The sequence below is a fragment of the Haloarcula quadrata genome (assembly GCF_003634715.1).
Classification (GTDB): domain Archaea; phylum Halobacteriota; class Halobacteria; order Halobacteriales; family Haloarculaceae; genus Haloarcula; species Haloarcula marismortui.
In genome coordinates this window covers 3273904-3290246 of sequence record NZ_RBWW01000001.1, presented here as the reverse complement: position 1 = coordinate 3290246, position 16343 = coordinate 3273904, and the positions used below count along the sequence as shown (strand labels likewise).

Sequence of the window (16343 nt, the reverse complement as noted above, 5' to 3'; positions counted from 1 at the left end):
AGCTTTTTGCGACCAGCGTGTTGAGTGCTCGACATGACACTCCCCTCCATCGCTCTCCCGAGGTGGAAGCTCGTCGCGACCATCGCGATACTGTCGACGGGCCTTGCTATGCTCGCAGGTGCGGCCGGCCTTGGCGGGTCGATTGCACCGGTGTCGATCATCCTCGGCTGGTTCATTCTGGCCCCGCTCGTCGCCCTTCTGGGTTCGAAACTACCGATGATCGAGTCCCCGGAAGACGAGACAGCCCAGGATGAAACCGATGCACCCAACGCAACGGAACCGACGGTGGACCCGGTCGATCACCTCCGAGAGCGCTACGCCCGCGGTGAACTGACAGACAGCGAGTTCGAGCGGCGGCTGGACCGCCTGCTGGAGACCGAATCGCTCTCAGCGACCAGCGAGGCAGAGAACACGACCGGTGAGGCCGACAGGGAAGTCAGCCTCGAAACCGAGTGAACTGGCGAGTCATCGCCCTCTGGCCGTACCGCGGGTGCGTGTGCAGCCGAGGCACTTGCGGCCTCACTCCTTCGAGCTAACGACCTCGAGATCACTGTCGGTCAGGCGAACGTGCAGAAGCGCATCGTCCGGGCCCAGATCGACCACGTCGTCGAGTTCGGGCGCACAGCCGGTCATTCCGAGGTCGTTGAAGCCACAGGCGTCACAGACCGCCGCGTCGACCAGCGGGTGGTACGTTTCGTCCCGCTCTGTCGCCGGCAAGTAGCCCGCGTCCTCGATTGTCGAGCCACACTCCGCACAAATCAGTGTCTCCGGGTGTGAGGCGAGGTCCATACACAGTTTTTGTGTAGCCGCTATTTATCGCTGTGTGGAGCCGTCCGCTCAGAGCGCCCGCTGCATCTCCATTTCGACGCGCTCTTTGGCGATGGTCTCGAAGCCGACTGATTCGTACAGTGCCCGGGCGACGTGGTTCGTGTTCGAGACCGAAAGCCAGACGCGGTCGAGTCCATTCTCCTGCCCGTAGCCAAGCAGGACGCGGATGAGCTGTGAACCGATGCCGGCGTGCTGGTAGTCCGGGTGGACGAAAATTGCCAGCTCCGACGTGTCCTGATACGGGACGAGGACGGCGTGGCCGACGGCTTGATCCTCGTGCCAGACAACGACGTTCAGGCCGTCTTCGACGAGGTTTGGCAGCCAGTCGCGGATGTCTGCTTCGGTCCGGGGTGGGACGCCCTGTGACCGGGAGTCGGTCCCGAAGTCAGCATACATCTCCACCAGTGGGTCGATGTCGCCGTCATAGGCCTCGATTGTCACCGTCCGCCCGTCGTGGTCGGTGAACGTTTCGGGCGGGCGAGGGAAGTCGTGATCCGCCGCGGCGGCGTTGGACATACTCCCGTCTTTGTCCTCAGGACGCCTAAGTTCGTCTATCCTTCCCAGCGACTGAGATTCGGGTGAGACAAGTGGTTCGCAGTCGACAAATCGGTATGCGCGCCTATCGCGTGGCCTACGACGGCCAACCGTATCACGGGTTCCAGCGCCAGCCCGACGTCGACACCGTCGAGGGCCGACTGCGTTCAGCGCTCGTCCGCCTCGGTGTCTGTGAGCGTGGCGAGGGGCTGCCTGACCGGTACGCGGCCGCCGGCCGGACTGATGCCGGCGTCTCTGCGCGGACACAGACCGTCGCCTTCGACGCGCCAGCGTGGCTCTCACCGGCGGCGTTCAACGGCGAACTCCCAAACGACGTTCGCGTGTGGGCCAGCGCCGATGTTCCCGAGGACTTCCACGCAACCCACGACGCCGCCGAGCGTACCTACACCTACTACCTGTACGCGCCGGCGGATGCGGACCGACCCGAACACGAACCGGTCGACGACGGGCGGTGGGCCGACGCTGTCGACGCGCTCGCCGGGACACACGACTTCCACAATCTTACCACGGACGAGACCGGTACTGAGCGGACCGTCGCCATCGACTGGACCCGGGACGGTCAGTTCCTCGTCGTCCAGCTTACGGCTGGCGGGTTCTGCCGCCAGCTGGTTCGCCGACTCGTCTCGCTCGCGGCGGCCGTCGCGGACGGCTCGGCCCCGCTCTCGAAGGTCGACCGCATCCTCTCGCCGGAACCCGTTAGCGGCCCCGACGGGGTTCCACCGGCCCCGCCCGAACCGCTGGTGCTGACCGACGTCCGCTACCCGAACGTGCGCTTCACCCGGGACGAAGACGCCGCGGTTGACGCCCGAACGGTTTTTGCACACCGGCGAGCGACCGCCAGAACAACTGCACGGGTCGCTGACCACATCACCGACGGGCTGTAGCTCCCGAAACGAAGGCTTACTTCGGCCCCGTCCCAAGAGCGGGCTATGAGTTCGGTACCCGCACGGAGCGACATCGATGAGGCGTACAAGTGGGACCTCGACTCCCTCTACGCCACCGACGAAGACTGGGAAGCCGCCTACGAGGAGGCGGAGGAACTGATCGAGGACCTGTCCGCCTACGAGGGACGGGCCACCGAGGACGCTGCGACTCTGCTAGAGACACTGGAGACATACGAGGACCTGATGCGTACCGTCTCGAACGTCGCCGCCTACGCCCGGATGCGACGGGACGAGGACACGACCGACGACACGTATCAGGCACTGACCGCCCGCTCACAGTCACTCTCGTCGGAGGCCAGTTCGGCGGCCTCGTTCCTCGACCCCGAACTGCAGGATCTGGACTACGACGACATCGAGGCGATGGTCGACAAGGAACCGGCGCTGGAGCCCTACGAGCACTACTTCGACGACGTGCTCCGGATGAAAGACCACACCCGCTCGGCCGAGGTCGAGAACCTGCTTGCCGAACTCGGCGAGGTCACCGGCGCGCCCGGCGAGGTGTACAATATGCTGGCCAACGCCGATATGACGTTCCCGACCGTCGAGGACCCCGATGGCGACCAGCAGCCGATCACGCTCAACAACTTCACGACGCTCCAGAAACACCCTGACCGCGACTTCCGCCAGCGCGTCTACGAGGCGTTCTACGACGAGTGGGAGACCGTCCGCAACGCCGTCGGCACGGCCTACAAGAACGCCGTCAAGACGGATGTGAAGATGGCCAACGCCCGCGACTATGACACCGCCCGCGAGGCAGCACTGGACGGCCCGAACGTCCCTGTTGAGGTGTACGACACGCTCGTCGACACCGTCCACGACAACCTCGATACGCTCCACCGCCACGCCGACCTCAAACGCCAGTCAATCGGGGCCGACGAACTCCGAATGTGGGACCTTTACACCCCACTCGTTCAGGAGGAATCGCCGGAAATCGAGTACGAACAGGCCTGTGAGTACGTCACCGAAGCTGTCGCACCACTGGGCGATGACTACCAGTCTCGGCTCGCCGACGGGCTAGACTCGCGGTGGGTCGACGTCTACGAGACCGAGCACAAGCAGTCCGGCGCGTACTCCGGCGGTACCTACGACTCCCAGCCGTTCATCCTGATGAACTATCAGGACGACGTGGAGTCGATGTACACGCTGGCGCATGAACTCGGCCACTCGATGCACTCGGAGTACACCAGCGAGGAGCAGCCCTTCGTCTACTCCGGCTACGAGATATTCGTCGCCGAGGTCGCGAGCACTGTCAACGAGACGCTGTTGACCCACCACCTGCTTGACACCGTCGAGGACGAACGCCTCCGCCGGCACATCCTCAACGAGTACCTCGAACGGTTCCGGTCGACGCTGTACCGCCAGACGATGTTCGCCGAGTTCGAGCACCGCACCCACGAGATGTCTGAGGCCGGTGAGCCGCTGACGCCCGACCGGCTTGACGACCTTTACCGGGAGCTGAAAGGCGACTACTACGAGCCGGCGGTGCTCGACGACCGCATCGCCCGCGAGTGGATGCGCATCCCGCACTTCTACCGGGCGTTCTACGTCTACCAGTACGCGACCGGCATCTCGGCGGCCGTCGCGCTTGTCGACGGCATCCTCGATGACGGCGAGCCCGCTGCCCAGCGGTATATCGACTTCCTCCGGAGCGGGTCGCGGCAGTACCCGCTGGAACTGCTGCGCGACGCCGGCGTCGACATGGCCAGTCCGGACCCGGTCGAGTCCGCGCTCTCGACGTACAGCGACTATCTCGATGAGTTCGCCGAGCTGCTGTAGGGCGGTCAGTAGCTATTCGGTGCCTGCCCGGCTAGTCGAGCCGCCGGTCTAACTGAACGGTACAGCCCCGTCTCGACACGGATAACTGTTTCACCCCCTGTGACCCGAAGGCACTTTGTGTCTCAACCGTATAGTATCGACCATCCAAATGTCGCGCAGTCCCTCGCTTCCGGAACGACCACGGTTGGAACTTGATCCCGATATGACGCCTGACGAGCGTCTGGAGGCACTCCGGGAACATTTCAAAGAGATAGTACAGGTCAACGAACAGCTGACTGAGCAGCTCGACGCTGCCCGTGACCGGCAACACGACCTCACGGACGAGGTCGACCAGCTCGAACGGGAAAACGAGACGCTCAAAACCTCGTCGCTGTACATCGCGACAGCCGAGGAGCTGACCGACGAAGGCGTCGTCGTCAAACAGCACGGCAACAATCAGGAAGTGCTGACGGAAGTCTCGCCGTCCATCCGTGACGGCCTTGAGGCCGGTGACCGCGTCGCCATCAACGACTCTTTCGGCGTCAAACAGATCCTCGATCCCGAAACCGACGCCCGCGCACAGGCGATGCAGGTCGATGGCTCGCCGGACGTTTCCTACTCGGACATCGGCGGCCTCGAAGAACAGATCCGTGAGGTCCGAGAGGCCGTCGAGGAACCGCTCGTCAACGCCGAACAGTTCCGTGAGGTCGGTATCGAACCGCCAAGCGGTGTCCTGCTACACGGCCCGCCCGGCACCGGGAAAACGATGCTGGCGAAGGCCGTCGCCAACGAGACCGACGCGACGTTCATCAAGATGGCCGGCTCCGAACTGGTCCGGAAGTTCATTGGTGAGGGCGCGCGACTGGTCCGAGACCTGTTCGAGCTTGCCGCCGAGCGCGAACCGGCTATCATCTTCATCGACGAGATCGACGCCATCGCAGCCAAGCGAACGGAGTCGAAGACCTCCGGCGACGCCGAGGTCCAGCGGACGATGATGCAACTGCTCTCGGAGATGGACGGCTTCGACGAGCGCGGGGAAATCCGTATCATCGCCGCGACGAACCGCTTCGATATGCTCGACCGGGCTATCCTCCGCCCTGGCCGCTTCGACCGCCTCATCGAAGTTCCGAACCCCGACGTCGAAGGCCGCGAGCGCATCCTCGAAATCCACACGCAGGAGATGAACCTCGACGACGACGTGGACCTGGGCGCGTTTGCCACCGAAACTGACGGCCTCTCCGGCGCGGAACTGGCCTCACTGGCGACCGAGGCTGGGATGTTCGCCATCCGCGATGGCCGAACAACGGTCCAGCAGGCCGACCTCCACGACGCCTTAGAGAAAATCGAAGCCGACGACGACGCCAGCAGCGTTCCGGTCGCGTTCGCCTGACGCTGGAGGAAAGCAGATTTTAGACAGGGACAGGATCACGGAACGGCCAGCAAATTGTCGATCACCGCGACGTTCGCCTGCTCGAACACTGCCCGCATCTCGTCGCTCAGCGACACGTCCGTTATGAACATGTCAATATCCTCGACAGTCGCGAACTCGCGGAAGCTCTGACTGTCCAGTTTGCTCCCGTCGGCCACCAGAATGACGTGTCGGCCGCCTTCACAGAGCAGTGTCTTGATGCGCGCTTCGTCTTCGTTCGAGACGGAGAGACCGCCATCGATCTGGACCGCATCGGTTTCGAGAAACACGATGTCGAAGTTCGTTTTCCGAAGGTATGACTCGGCGCTGGGACCGACGAGCGCGTCCGAGGTCTGGCGCAGTGAGTCGCCGACGACCTTGACCTCGCCACAAGTCTCGCGGAGTTCGAACGCGCTCTCCGGTGAGTTCGTCGCGGCAAGCAGCGACAACTGCTCCGGGATGGTTTTCGCTATTTCGCGCGCTGTCGGCCCCGTGTCGAAGAAGACGGCGTCGCCGTCGCTCAGTTCATCGACGGCGCGCTTAGCGATAGCCCGCTTGCCACTTGGGTTGTCGATACTATCGGCCGTACTGGACCCGTCTTTCTCCGACGCCGGAAGGGCACCGCCGTGAAACCGTTCGATAAGCCCGTCTTCTGCGAGTGACGAGAGGTCTCGTCTGATCGTCGCCTCGGAGACACCGAACTCTTCGGTGAGTTCTTCGACGGTGACCCGATCCGATCTGTTTACTTGTCGAACGATTTCTTTCCGTCGTTCATCAGGAATCATGTTCTAGTACAGCGGGCCCGGACTCTGCAGGTGAGGGTGGCCTCCGACTGATGTATGTGTTAGTTCGTATCATCTCTTTCAATAGAATCGGCCCTGCTCTCAGGGCCGGCGACACAGTCTAGTGATTTGCGAGATTGCTCGATGGCGTTTAGGGGTATATCATTCAGTATGTAGACGTTCATGAAAAACTCTCTCCCGGTACTAATCGGTGAAAACACCAAACAGCGTCGTGACGACTGTCCCGACACTGCTGACGATTGCGCCGCCGTAGACACCGGTCGCGTAATTGAAGACTGCGAGGCCTGCCAGCCCGAACGCAGTCCCGAACACGAGCATATCGGCGGGTGCCATCCTATCGGCGAGTTCCATAGCCATCGTCAGATCGTCGCCTGCTGTTCGATCTTCGCGTCGTACGTGAGCGATTCGCCCGTGGCGGGATCGAAATACTGGAGCGAGTCCCTGTCGAACCGGAGGTTCACCGCATCCCCCATCTCGACCGTCGTGTCGGGGTCAACCGCGGCCTTGATGCTCTGGCCGGTTTCGAGTTCGAGTTCGAGTACGGTCTTCTCGCCCTGCGGTTCGACGACCTCCACTGTTGCCGGGTGGACGTTCGCCGGGACGCCGTCCTGATTAAGCGCGATGTTCTCCGGGCGGATGCCCAGCGTCACGCGGTCTCCGAGATACGAGCTGAGCGCATCGGTGAACTCGTCGGGAACGTTGTGGATAGCGCCGCCGAGGTCCAGTTCGAACTTGCCGGCAGACGACTCTTCGAGCGTGCCTTCGAGGAAGTTCATGCTCGGTGAGCCGAGGAATCCGGCGACGAACATGTTCCGCGGGTTCGAGTACACGTGCGTCGGTTCGCCGACCTGCTGTATCTGCCCGTTGTCCATGACTGCGATCTGGTCGGCCAGGGTCATCGCCTCCACCTGATCGTGGGTGACGTAGACAGTCGTTGTCGAGAGTTCCTCGTGAAGTTTGTTCAGTTCGGCGCGCATCTGGACGCGGAGCTTCGCGTCTAAGTTCGACAGTGGCTCGTCCATCAGGAACACTGCCGGGTCACGGACGATTGCGCGGCCCAGCGCGACCCGCTGTTGCTGACCGCCGGATAGCTCCGACGGCCGCCGTTCCAGTAACTCTTCGATCTGTAGCAGCTCCGCTGTTTCTCGGACTCGTTCGGTGATGATCTCTTCGTCCGTGTCGTGTTGCTCCAGCCCGAACCGCATGTTGTCCCGCACCGTCTTGTGCGGATACAGCGCGTAGTTCTGGAACACCATCGCGATGTCCCGCTCGTATGCGCGAGCGTCGTTGACGACATTCTCGCCGATTCTGATTTCACCGTCGGTCGCCCGTTCGAGCCCCGCGATGAGGCGCAGAGTCGTGGTCTTCCCACACCCTGACGGGCCGACGAGGACAGTGAAACTTTCGTCGGGGATGTCCAGCGAGATGCCATCAACTGCCGTAACGTCGTCGAATTCCTTTACGAGGTCGGTGAGTTCTACGTGTGCCATAGTTAGTTACTCCTTGACTGCTCCTTGTGTGAGTCCGCTCACGATGTACTGCTGGAAGAACAGGCCGAACAGGATGCCGGGTAACGCGGCAATCATCCCGCCGGCTGCCAGATGCGCCCAGTCCACGAAGTCGTCAGCTACGAACAGTGAGACCGCGATCGGAAGCGTCTGGGCCTGTTCCGAGGATGTGAGAACGAGCGCGAAGACAAACTCGTTCCACGAGAAAATGAACGCGAGGATAGCAGTGGCCGCGATGCCCGGCTTCGCCATCGGCAGGATTATTTTGACAAACGCTTCCCAACGGGAACAACCGTCGATTCGGGCCTGCTCGTCCAATGATTCGGGAATACCGTCGAAGTAGTTCTTCATTATCCAGACGGCAAACGGGAGGTTGAAGAACGTGTACGTGAGGATGAGCGCGAGCCGCGTGTCGTACAGGCTCCCGGTGAGTCCGCCGATGAGCGGCGGGTTCGACATGATCTGGAAAAACGGGACGATCAGCGCGATGGGTGGAATCATCCGCGCGCCGACGATCGACAGCAGCAGCGACTTGTTCCCCAGGAAGTCATATCGGGAGAAACTGTAGCCGGTGACCGTTCCCAGAGTGATACAGATGAGCGTCGTCGTCGTCGCGACGATCATGCTGTTGATTGTATAGTTGTCGAACGGTCGGTTCGTGAAGATATCCACGTAGTTCTGTGCCGTCGGGCTCTGTGGGAGGAAGGTGATCGGCAGCGACAGCACTTCGCTTGATGGCTTGATGCTCGTAATGAAGATGTAGTAGATCGGGAACCAGATGATCAGGACGTATACGGCGAGCAGTCCGTAAGCCAGCAGTCGCTCGCGGGCAACGGACGGCCACTCGTTCTGTGTCTCCAGTCCCAGCGACCGACGTAGTCGGTTGAGTGGTGATTTCTTCGTGCTCATGCTTCGTAGGGTGATTCGCCGAATATCTTGTACAGACTGGCCACGATGGCGAAGGTCACGGCCAGTAGGACGACCCCAAGTGCAGCGCCGGTCCCGGGTTCGTTGAATACCTGTGCGGTCCGGTACAGCCAGGAGGCCCATACCTCAGTCGCCTTCCCAGGGCCGCCCTGTGTCATCACCCAGACCAGATCCAGCGCCCGGATGTCGAAGATGATACGGATAGTCAGCGCGACCAGTATCGATGGTTTCAGGAACGGATACGTGACGTTCCAGAACCGGGACCACCGACTCGCGCCATCGACTTCGGCGGCGTCGTACAGCTGCTCGGGGACGTTCTGCAGGCCTGCGAGCAGGATGATGATGATGAAGGGGGTGAACACCCAGACGTCGGCGATGATAAGCGCCATCATGGCGAGTGCGCCATCCGAAAGGAACGGGATGTTCCCCGAGATGACGCCGAGCCGCTGAAGCGCCCCGTTTATCGCGCCGAAGTCTGACTGGAACATCCAGCGCCACATCAGCCCGCTCATTACGTAGGGAAGAATCCACGGAACGATGACCGCTGTTCGGAACCAACCCCGCCCTTTCAGATCCTTATCGAGCAACAGCGCGATGCCAAGGCCAAGCAGGAACGAGATGGAGACGCTGAAACCGACGTAAATGACTGTGTTCGTCGTAATCGAAACGAAACTGGGACTGAACACGCCGAGGACGGCCTCGCCCCCTTCGCGTGCGAAGATCAACCGCCGGAAGTTCCGCAGGCCGACGAACTCCATCTCGTTCGTTACCGGGTTACGGAACTGGAAGCTGCTGAGAAACAGCTTCGCGGTCGGATAGACGATTATTGCGGCGATCCACAGCAGTGTCGGCCCAACCGTCAAAGGGACGAACAGCTTGTCGAGTTTGCGACGCAGTGGGCTCTTTTCAATGGACATGATATATAAAACCTGAATCGCGTCAATCAGAGCAGACCGATGTCCTGGTAGAGGCGCTCAATGTTGCTGTAGGCGTCGTTGAGTGCTTTTTCGGGGTCTTTGTTACCGAGCAGCGCCGGCGTGAGCTGCTCGTTCAGATAGTCATCGACCTGTGGCTGTGCCATGTACGTCTCGCTTTTTGCGTTCTCGAGGTTGAACCGCATGTCTTCGAGCAGCCAGGACGGGTACTCGCTTTGGACCTCGTCATCTTCGTACACCTCCGGAACGACAGCCGGGTTCCCTTCGACGAGCATGTTGTTCTTGGACGACTCGCGTGTCGTCATGAAGCGGGCGAACTCCTTGGCTGCGTCCTTCCGCTCGGAGAACGCAGAGACGCTGATGCCGTTCGTGTCTTGGAACGTTGCACGGCTTTCCGGCCCCTTCGGTGGCTTGGCGCTGCCGATGCGGTTCTCGTCCCATTCGTCAATTGCGCGGGCTCCAAGCGGCGTCCAGGATTCGACGGTCGCGTACTGGCCGGCGATGAAGTTGTCACCGACGCCACCCTCGCCGAGACTGGACATCCCGTCAGGCATGATGCCGCGCTCACGGAGCCCATTGAAGAACTCCAGTACCTCTTTGCCTTCCTCGACAAACACCGGCTCGTAGCTGTCGTTGAATAGCTGGCCGCCGGCTTGGTAGAGGAACTGCTTGAAACTGAATACGGACTTGCCGGCCCAGGTGAACGCGAACCCGGATTTGTCGCCCTGTGATAGTTGTTCGCCCTGACTCAGGACCTCATCCCACGTGTCCGGCGGCGCGTCGAAGCCCTGGTCGTTCAGGTACTGCTGGTCGTAGAGGTAGCTCCCCCACTTCCCGAATTCGGGAGCCATGTAGGTCTGGCCGTCGAATTGGACGAGGTCGTTCAGCGAGTCGGGGAACTTGCTCATGTGGTCGCTTCCGAGGCCGATCGGCTCGAGCCAGTCGGAACTGACGAAGTCAGCCAGCCACCAGGTCGGGCCGTTGAACGCGTCGACGGTGCTGTCCTGGTTCCGCCAAATCGTCGTCAGACTGGTCTTGAGGTTGCTCCACGGAACCTCGTTGACTTCCACGGAGATACCGGTCTCCTCCTCGAAGCGTTCAATGTTGGCTTCGGTTCCGGGGTCGAACTCCAGCGACCCGGCGTTGTAGAACACGATTTCGTCTGCCATCGTCTCCGACCCAGTGCCGGTTGTGGCACCGTCTGAACTCTCACCGTCGGAACTATCGCCACCGGAGCCGTCTTCGGTGCTCGAATCGGAGCCGCCACTGCAGCCAGCAAGCGCCGCTGCCCCGATGACACCGGCACTTTTGATGAACGTTCGACGAGTGCGGTTTGAAGTCTCTTGCATACAATCGCTCACGAAACAGCCATGGATTATAAATTATAGGGGTTATTAAATATGAAGATAAATATCATAGTTTATAGCATGAGCTTTTCTGTTGGCTCTTCAGCGTCTAAAATAGAATTTGAAGGTACAACTATCTTATAGTAATATTATTTATTAATTTGGAACTACTGTTTTGCGTGATTGATTTCGCTCACAAACCTGAATTGGGGCATGATTTGAACGAACCATTCACCGAATCGTGCAGACCTGGTAACCGTCTCGATCGGACTGCCGTCATTCGGTCCTGCATCGAGACTCCACAGGTCGCCTGTGACCCACATAACGCCGCGCGATTTAAGCCACCCCGCCCGGTATCGGTGCCCGTGACAGAGCGCGGACGGACACGGCGGGCATTTCTGGGGACGCTCGCAGCGACAACAGTCGGGTCGGTCGCGGGGTGTCAGTCACAGTTCAATCCGCTTGCATCGACGGCGCTCGATGAACACGCCGCCACGCAGTTCCGGCAGGGGCTGTTGAACCAGGGGCATCAGGATATGTCCGTTCCGGACGCCATCGAGCGGGCCTGGGAACTGCCGGCGAACCGCGGGGACCACACCGCGGCGAAAGGGAGCCCTGCGCTGGCACCGACTGGCGACCTGATTCTGGCCGACGACACCGGCCGCGTGCGGGCCATCGCGCCGGACGGCGAGGTCCAGTGGGCAACAACAATTACACAGGCGACGCGAGGGAGCCACGGCACGCCGGCCATCGCCAACGATACCGTCTACATCGGGGCCTACGACGGCGCGCTGTCGGCACTGGACCTCGAAACCGGCCGGCGGCGCTGGCGGACGGACCTGGGCGATGCCATCGGCGCGAGTCCGACGTACTACAACGGGTCGCTGTACGTCGCTGTCGAGCACGCGGCTCCGAGCGGGAGCGTTGTCGCTGTCAACGCCGCGACCGGTGACGTGCAGTGGCGCGACAGCCGACCGACCGACCACCCCCACTCGACGGTGGCACTGGACCGCGAGCACGGCCGCCTGCTGTTTGGCTCGAACGACGGCTACTGCTACGCGTGGTCGTTTCCGGGTCTCGAACAGGTCTGGCGCTACGACACTGGCGGCGACGTGAAAGCCCCCATCGCCGTTGCTGATGGGACCGCCATCGTGCCGTCGTGGGCTGAGACAGTCACTGCCGTCGACGTGACCGACGGTTCGGAACGGTGGACCTTCGAAGCCGACGCCGACGTGATGTGTGCGCCAGCGGTCAACGACGGCACCGTCTACGTCGGCAGCCACGACGACCGCGTGTATGCAATCAATCTCGCCAGCGGCGAAGAACTGTGGCGCTACGACACCGGCGGATGGATTATCGGGAGCGTCGTCGCCACCCGGGACCACGTACTCGTCGGGTCCTACAACGGGCGGCTGTACGCACTGGAGTGGGACTCGGGTGCGGTGGCCTGGACCGTTGAGAACCGCGGCCACGTGACGAGTGCGCCGCTGGTGACCGCTGATGGCATCTACTACACAGAACGCGCTGTCGACGGCGACCCCGACCGCCCGGGGATGTGCTACGGACTCGTTCCGGCATAACGAAGCGAAACCCCTTACACCACGGACCGTCGACTCTCGCCTATGAGTACCATTCGGGTCGTATGGGGGACTGCGACCGGCCCGACCGCGCTGGCCGCGTACGACGCGGCACTCGCCGAGGCGGGCGTCCACAACTACAACCTCATCTCGCTCTCGTCGGTCATTCCTGCCGAACCGACTATCGAGGTGACTGAGACAGCGCCGGATCTGGGGCCGCCCGGCGAAGCGCTAGAGGTCGTCCAGTCCTCGGCGACCGTCGCACCGGGTGAACGCGGCGCGGCGGGCATCGGCTGGGCCCGTAGCGAGGACGGGCCGGGTATCTTCTACGAGGTCGACGGCACCAGCGAGGATGCGGTCCGGATGGAAATCCGTGAGGGGCTGGCCGCTGGTCGGGACCTTCGGGACTGGGAGTTCGTCGAGGAGAACGTCTACGTTGAATCGGCGTCCGACGACGCCGAGTACGCCAGTGCCGTCGTTCTCGCCACCTACGGCGAGAGCCACCCCATCGTGTAGTGCGTGTGCCGACGGTGCCGGTCAGAACTGTGCTCGACACTGGGTTTTTAGTGCTCCCCCCCATAGAGACAGAGAACATTCATGTACGGTAATACGTCGTTTGGTGGGGAGACGGAAGAAATGACGCTGACCGCGGAACAGCGCGAGAACCTCCGCCGGGACCTCTCGAGCGTCGCCGCCCGGACCCGCGAACTCCTGCCCGGCGAGTTCGTCGTCGGCTCGGAAATCAGTAACAGCACGACGGGCCCACGGGCCACAATTGCAGTCCAGCCTCCGGTCGGGTCGGTCGTCAGCGCTGACTACACGCCGGAAGACCCGGAAAGCGCGAGCATCTCCGATGCCGAGCGCGACGACCTCGCGCAGGGCATCGCCGCCTCCGCCGCTCTGCAGGTCAAGCAAGTGATGGGCGACGACACGTCGCCGACAGCGCAGTAACAGTCGCTGCTCTCAGTTTTCTGCAGCACAGTCGTGGTGACGCGTAGTCGTTGCTATCAGTCGTGACCGCCGCTGGTGACCGGCGGGTCATAAAACAGCGCGTAGCCGATGGAGCCGGTCGCTGGGAGGCTGCCGGCACTCAGCGCCGTGACGAAGCTAAGCGAAGTAACCACGGCACCGAGCGACGCCAGTAGCATCGAGAGGGCGATGCTGGCAAGCACGAGGTCAGGCATCGACAGGGACCCAGGCATTCGTGTCTGTATGGAGACACGCCTCCTAATTAAATATTATTACTCGCGCAAACAGCGCACCGAGTACCGCCTATTTCCCCCAGAAGGGGTCGCGGTTCCGGTGTTTCTCCAGATACATCGACAGCGCCTCGCGCTCGTCGACGGAGATGTCTTCCTTGAGTTCCTGTTCGAGAATCTTTGCGTGCTTTTCGGGGATTTCGACCCAGAGGTCGTCGCCTTCCTCGACTTGGCGGCCGACGGTCGGCCCCTGAATGGAGACAGCCATGCGCTCACCGGCGCGGGCCGAGTCGACGTCTTCGCCCTCGTCCTGAATCGTTTTGAGAGTCCCGACGCGGTTCGCCTCGCCGTTCTCCCACCTGACGACGTTGACGTTCCGACGGAGTTCACCGGAGAGGATTTCGACGCCGACGACGGCCGGGTCGGACTGGCGGAAGGTGTGATCCTGCAGAATGCGGAACTTCGCCGGGCGGGTGATGTTCTCCAGAATCTGCTCCTGCTGGGCCTCCTCGATGGCGGTGACGTGGTCGTCGTAGGACTCGACGAGCTGGTAGATGACGTCGTCCTCGAACAGTTTCACGTCCTCCTGTTCGGCGAGGTCCCGCGCGTCGTCGAGCACGTCGACGCTGAACGCCAGAATCGCCTGATTGGTCGACTCGCCGGCCGTTTCGGCGACTCGCACGTCCCGCGGTGCGACCGCGCCGACCTCGGCCCGCATCACCGGGATTTCTTCCTCTTCGAGCGTACTGGAGAGGGCCTCCAGCGACCCGAGCGTGTCGGCCTTGATGACGACCCCTTCTTCCTGTGTCGTCACTTCGATTTCGGCGAGTTCCTCCTCCACCTCGGCGATGACCTCGCTTCGGTCGCGGTCGCGGATGACGCGGATCGGCGCGCCGGCCATCGCATCGCCGAGTTCCGGCGCGGCGATTTTGACACCGTCGGCGGCGGCGACCTGGTCGACCTGCTCGAACTCCTGTTCGGTCCGGATCTCTTCGAGCGGGCGTGGCCGAAGCAGCGCACGCACGTCAGTGATGATCGGCCCTTGCAGCCCGCCGACGACGATGGTATCGTCGTTGCGGATGGTCCCGTCGTAGATGATGGCGTCGAGCGTCGTCCCGAACCCCTGGGTGTCTTTCACTTCGAGGACAGTCCCAACACCGGGACCGCTGGTGTCGATTTCCATCTCCTCTTTCATGTAGCGCTGGGACAGCCCCATCATCACCGTCAGCAGGTCAGGGATGCCCTCGCTCGTTTCGGCCGAGACCGGCACGACGCCGATGTTGGCCTGGAAGTTCTGGACGCGCCAGTACATATCCGCGGAGAAGCCGTTGTCCGAGAGTTCGCCGATAATCTCGTACAGCTTCTCGTTGAGGTCGGACTGCACGCGGTCGGACTGTGCGTCCATCGTCTGCTGGACCGGTTGCCCCTCGTTAGGGTTCCAGCCGGGGACAGTGTCAATCTTGTTTGCGGCGACGATAAACGGCGTCTGGGTTCGCTTGAGGATGTCAATGGCCTCCAGCGTCTGGGGCTGGAAGCCGTCGTTGACATCGACGACGAGGATGGCGATGTCGGCGAGCGCGCCACCGCGGGAACGGAGCGTCGAGAAGGAGTGGTGGCCCGGCGTGTCAATGAACAGCAGGCCGGGCAGGTCGAAGTCCGTCGGGTCGACTAGGTCACCAGCAATCTCGGAAATCACGTCAAGCGGGACGGCTGTCGCGCCGATGTGCTGTGTAATCGCGCCCGATTCGCCGGCGGTGACGGCCGAACCGCGGATCTTGTCGAGCAGGCTCGTCTTCCCGTGGTCGACGTGGCCCAGAACGGCGACGATGGGCGTCCGCAGGGTGTCGTCGGTGGCTGTTGTGGGGTCCGTGTCAGACATAGATGGCTCCAGAAGTTGTCAGAACCGAGTCGTCGGTGGCAGTTAAGTTCGTCGTCATCAAACGCACGCAACCGAACGTGGGGCTAAGCGGGCGTCACTCGGTTACAGTGAATGACCCTGTCATGCCGATGCTCTGGTGAGGGACGCAGTGGTACTCGTACTCTCCGGGGACCTCAAACGTGTAGGCGTACTCGTAGCCGGAACTGTACGTCTTTCCGTCGTCTCCGGGCGTCCCCGTCCAGTCGCTGCCTTCCGGCGTCGCGGTCGATTTGACGTTGTGGCCGCCGGCCTCCCAGACCCACAGCACGGTGCTTCCAGCGGGGACCTCGAACGTTTCCGGGGCGAAACTGAAGCTTCCCGGCGCGACGGCGACCTCCTGTTCGGCGTCCACCGACGTTCCAGTGGAGGCCGGCGTTTCGGTCGAAGTGGCAGTCTCAGTCGGTGTTGGTGTTTCGGTTGGGGTTGCGGTCTCCGTCGACGTCGTCACCGAATCAGTCGGCGTTGCTGTCGCAGTACGGGTTGATACTTGCGTAGCGGTGGCCGTCGCTGTTGGGGATGATTCACCGCTGTCGCCACCACTGCAGCCCGCGATAGTCCCGGTAACGACGGCCGTGAGCGCGCCGAGAAACTGACGCCTGTTCCGGTCCATGCGTACTCGTAGGATGCCTGCCGCTTAGGG

General features: G+C 62.1%; 18 protein-coding genes. 7 read left to right on the top strand and 11 right to left on the bottom strand.

Features of this window, described 5'->3' with window-relative positions; all coding sequences use genetic code 11:
* The first annotated feature begins 33 nt into the window (after nucleotides 1–33).
* The gene (locus tag BDK61_RS17035) at nucleotides 34–456 is read left to right on the top strand and encodes an SHOCT domain-containing protein (RefSeq protein ID WP_007189205.1); all 423 of its coding nucleotides are present in this window, start codon (nucleotides 34–36) and stop codon (nucleotides 454–456) included.
* 63 nt (nucleotides 457–519) lie between these two features.
* Here the strand turns inward: BDK61_RS17035 and BDK61_RS17030 are convergent, their stop codons facing one another.
* Both BDK61_RS17030 and BDK61_RS17025 read right to left on the bottom strand, forming a co-directional pair.
* Nucleotides 520–789 carry a hypothetical protein gene (locus BDK61_RS17030; RefSeq protein WP_121303854.1) on the bottom strand — a complete coding sequence of 90 codons (270 nt, stop codon included), beginning with the start codon at nucleotides 787–789 and terminating at the stop codon, nucleotides 520–522.
* A 48-nt stretch (nucleotides 790–837) separates the two neighbouring features.
* Nucleotides 838–1344 (bottom strand): GNAT family N-acetyltransferase, encoded by a 507-nt coding sequence (locus BDK61_RS17025; protein ID WP_004964486.1) that lies wholly within the window; start codon nucleotides 1342–1344, stop codon nucleotides 838–840.
* A 95-nt stretch (nucleotides 1345–1439) separates the two neighbouring features.
* Between BDK61_RS17025 and truA the strand changes: the two genes are divergently transcribed.
* The 3 genes from truA to pan2 all read left to right on the top strand — a co-directional run bounded on the left by truA (nucleotide 1440) and on the right by pan2 (nucleotide 5472).
* The gene (truA, locus tag BDK61_RS17020) at nucleotides 1440–2267 is read left to right on the top strand and encodes a tRNA pseudouridine(38-40) synthase TruA (protein ID WP_004964485.1); all 828 of its coding nucleotides are present in this window, start codon (nucleotides 1440–1442) and stop codon (nucleotides 2265–2267) included.
* 45 nt (nucleotides 2268–2312) lie between these two features.
* On the top strand, nucleotides 2313–4103 hold the full coding sequence (gene pepF / locus BDK61_RS17015; protein WP_121303853.1) for an oligoendopeptidase F: 1791 nt from the start codon (nucleotides 2313–2315) through the stop codon (nucleotides 4101–4103).
* 148 nt (nucleotides 4104–4251) lie between these two features.
* On the top strand, nucleotides 4252–5472 hold the full coding sequence (pan2, locus tag BDK61_RS17010) for a proteasome-activating nucleotidase Pan2 (protein WP_121303852.1): 1221 nt from the start codon (nucleotides 4252–4254) through the stop codon (nucleotides 5470–5472).
* Between the two features lie 35 nt (nucleotides 5473–5507).
* Here pan2 and glpR read toward each other — a convergent pair whose 3' ends face one another.
* The 6 genes from glpR to BDK61_RS16985 all read right to left on the bottom strand — a co-directional run bounded on the left by glpR (nucleotide 5508) and on the right by BDK61_RS16985 (nucleotide 11012).
* The gene (gene glpR / locus BDK61_RS17005) at nucleotides 5508–6275 is read right to left on the bottom strand and encodes an HTH-type transcriptional regulator GlpR (protein ID WP_121303851.1); all 768 of its coding nucleotides are present in this window, start codon (nucleotides 6273–6275) and stop codon (nucleotides 5508–5510) included.
* 201 nt (nucleotides 6276–6476) lie between these two features.
* Nucleotides 6477–6644, bottom strand: coding sequence for a hypothetical protein (locus BDK61_RS23535; protein WP_164734732.1), 168 nt, complete (start codon nucleotides 6642–6644; stop codon nucleotides 6477–6479).
* 8 nt (nucleotides 6645–6652) lie between these two features.
* Nucleotides 6653–7783, bottom strand: coding sequence for an ABC transporter ATP-binding protein (locus tag BDK61_RS17000; RefSeq protein ID WP_004964477.1), 1131 nt, complete (start codon nucleotides 7781–7783; stop codon nucleotides 6653–6655).
* A gap of 6 nt (nucleotides 7784–7789) precedes the next feature.
* Nucleotides 7790–8710 carry a carbohydrate ABC transporter permease gene (locus tag BDK61_RS16995; protein ID WP_004964475.1) on the bottom strand — a complete coding sequence of 307 codons (921 nt, stop codon included), beginning with the start codon at nucleotides 8708–8710 and terminating at the stop codon, nucleotides 7790–7792.
* Nucleotides 8707–9645, bottom strand: coding sequence for a carbohydrate ABC transporter permease (locus tag BDK61_RS16990; RefSeq protein ID WP_011224663.1), 939 nt, complete (start codon nucleotides 9643–9645; stop codon nucleotides 8707–8709). Before BDK61_RS16990 ends, BDK61_RS16995 begins: the two co-directional genes overlap by 4 nt.
* A 26-nt stretch (nucleotides 9646–9671) precedes the next feature.
* Nucleotides 9672–11012 (bottom strand): sugar ABC transporter substrate-binding protein, encoded by a 1341-nt coding sequence (locus BDK61_RS16985; RefSeq protein ID WP_121303850.1) that lies wholly within the window; start codon nucleotides 11010–11012, stop codon nucleotides 9672–9674.
* Nucleotides 11013–11374: 362 nt separating this feature from the next.
* Between BDK61_RS16985 and BDK61_RS16980 the strand changes: the two genes are divergently transcribed.
* The 3 genes from BDK61_RS16980 to BDK61_RS16970 all read left to right on the top strand — a co-directional run bounded on the left by BDK61_RS16980 (nucleotide 11375) and on the right by BDK61_RS16970 (nucleotide 13537).
* Nucleotides 11375–12589: an outer membrane protein assembly factor BamB family protein gene (locus tag BDK61_RS16980; protein ID WP_121303849.1), complete on the top strand. Its 1215-nt coding sequence runs from the start codon at nucleotides 11375–11377 to the stop codon at nucleotides 12587–12589.
* Between the two features lie 42 nt (nucleotides 12590–12631).
* Nucleotides 12632–13102: a pyruvoyl-dependent arginine decarboxylase gene (locus BDK61_RS16975; protein WP_121303848.1), complete on the top strand. Its 471-nt coding sequence runs from the start codon at nucleotides 12632–12634 to the stop codon at nucleotides 13100–13102.
* A gap of 81 nt (nucleotides 13103–13183) precedes the next feature.
* A complete protein-coding gene (locus BDK61_RS16970) occupies nucleotides 13184–13537 on the top strand; it encodes a DUF5811 family protein (protein WP_121303847.1) in 354 nt (117 codons plus the stop codon).
* A 56-nt stretch (nucleotides 13538–13593) separates the two neighbouring features.
* Here BDK61_RS16970 and BDK61_RS16965 read toward each other — a convergent pair whose 3' ends face one another.
* The 3 genes from BDK61_RS16965 to BDK61_RS16955 all read right to left on the bottom strand — a co-directional run bounded on the left by BDK61_RS16965 (nucleotide 13594) and on the right by BDK61_RS16955 (nucleotide 16313).
* A complete protein-coding gene (locus BDK61_RS16965; RefSeq protein WP_007189199.1) occupies nucleotides 13594–13788 on the bottom strand; it encodes a hypothetical protein in 195 nt (64 codons plus the stop codon).
* Between the two features lie 70 nt (nucleotides 13789–13858).
* Nucleotides 13859–15664, bottom strand: a complete 1806-nt coding sequence (gene infB / locus BDK61_RS16960; protein ID WP_004964455.1) for a translation initiation factor IF-2 — start codon at nucleotides 15662–15664, stop codon at nucleotides 13859–13861.
* Nucleotides 15665–15758: 94 nt separating this feature from the next.
* Nucleotides 15759–16313, bottom strand: a complete 555-nt coding sequence (locus BDK61_RS16955; protein WP_011224668.1) for a plastocyanin/azurin family copper-binding protein — start codon at nucleotides 16311–16313, stop codon at nucleotides 15759–15761.
* Nucleotides 16314–16343: the final 30 nt, after the last annotated feature.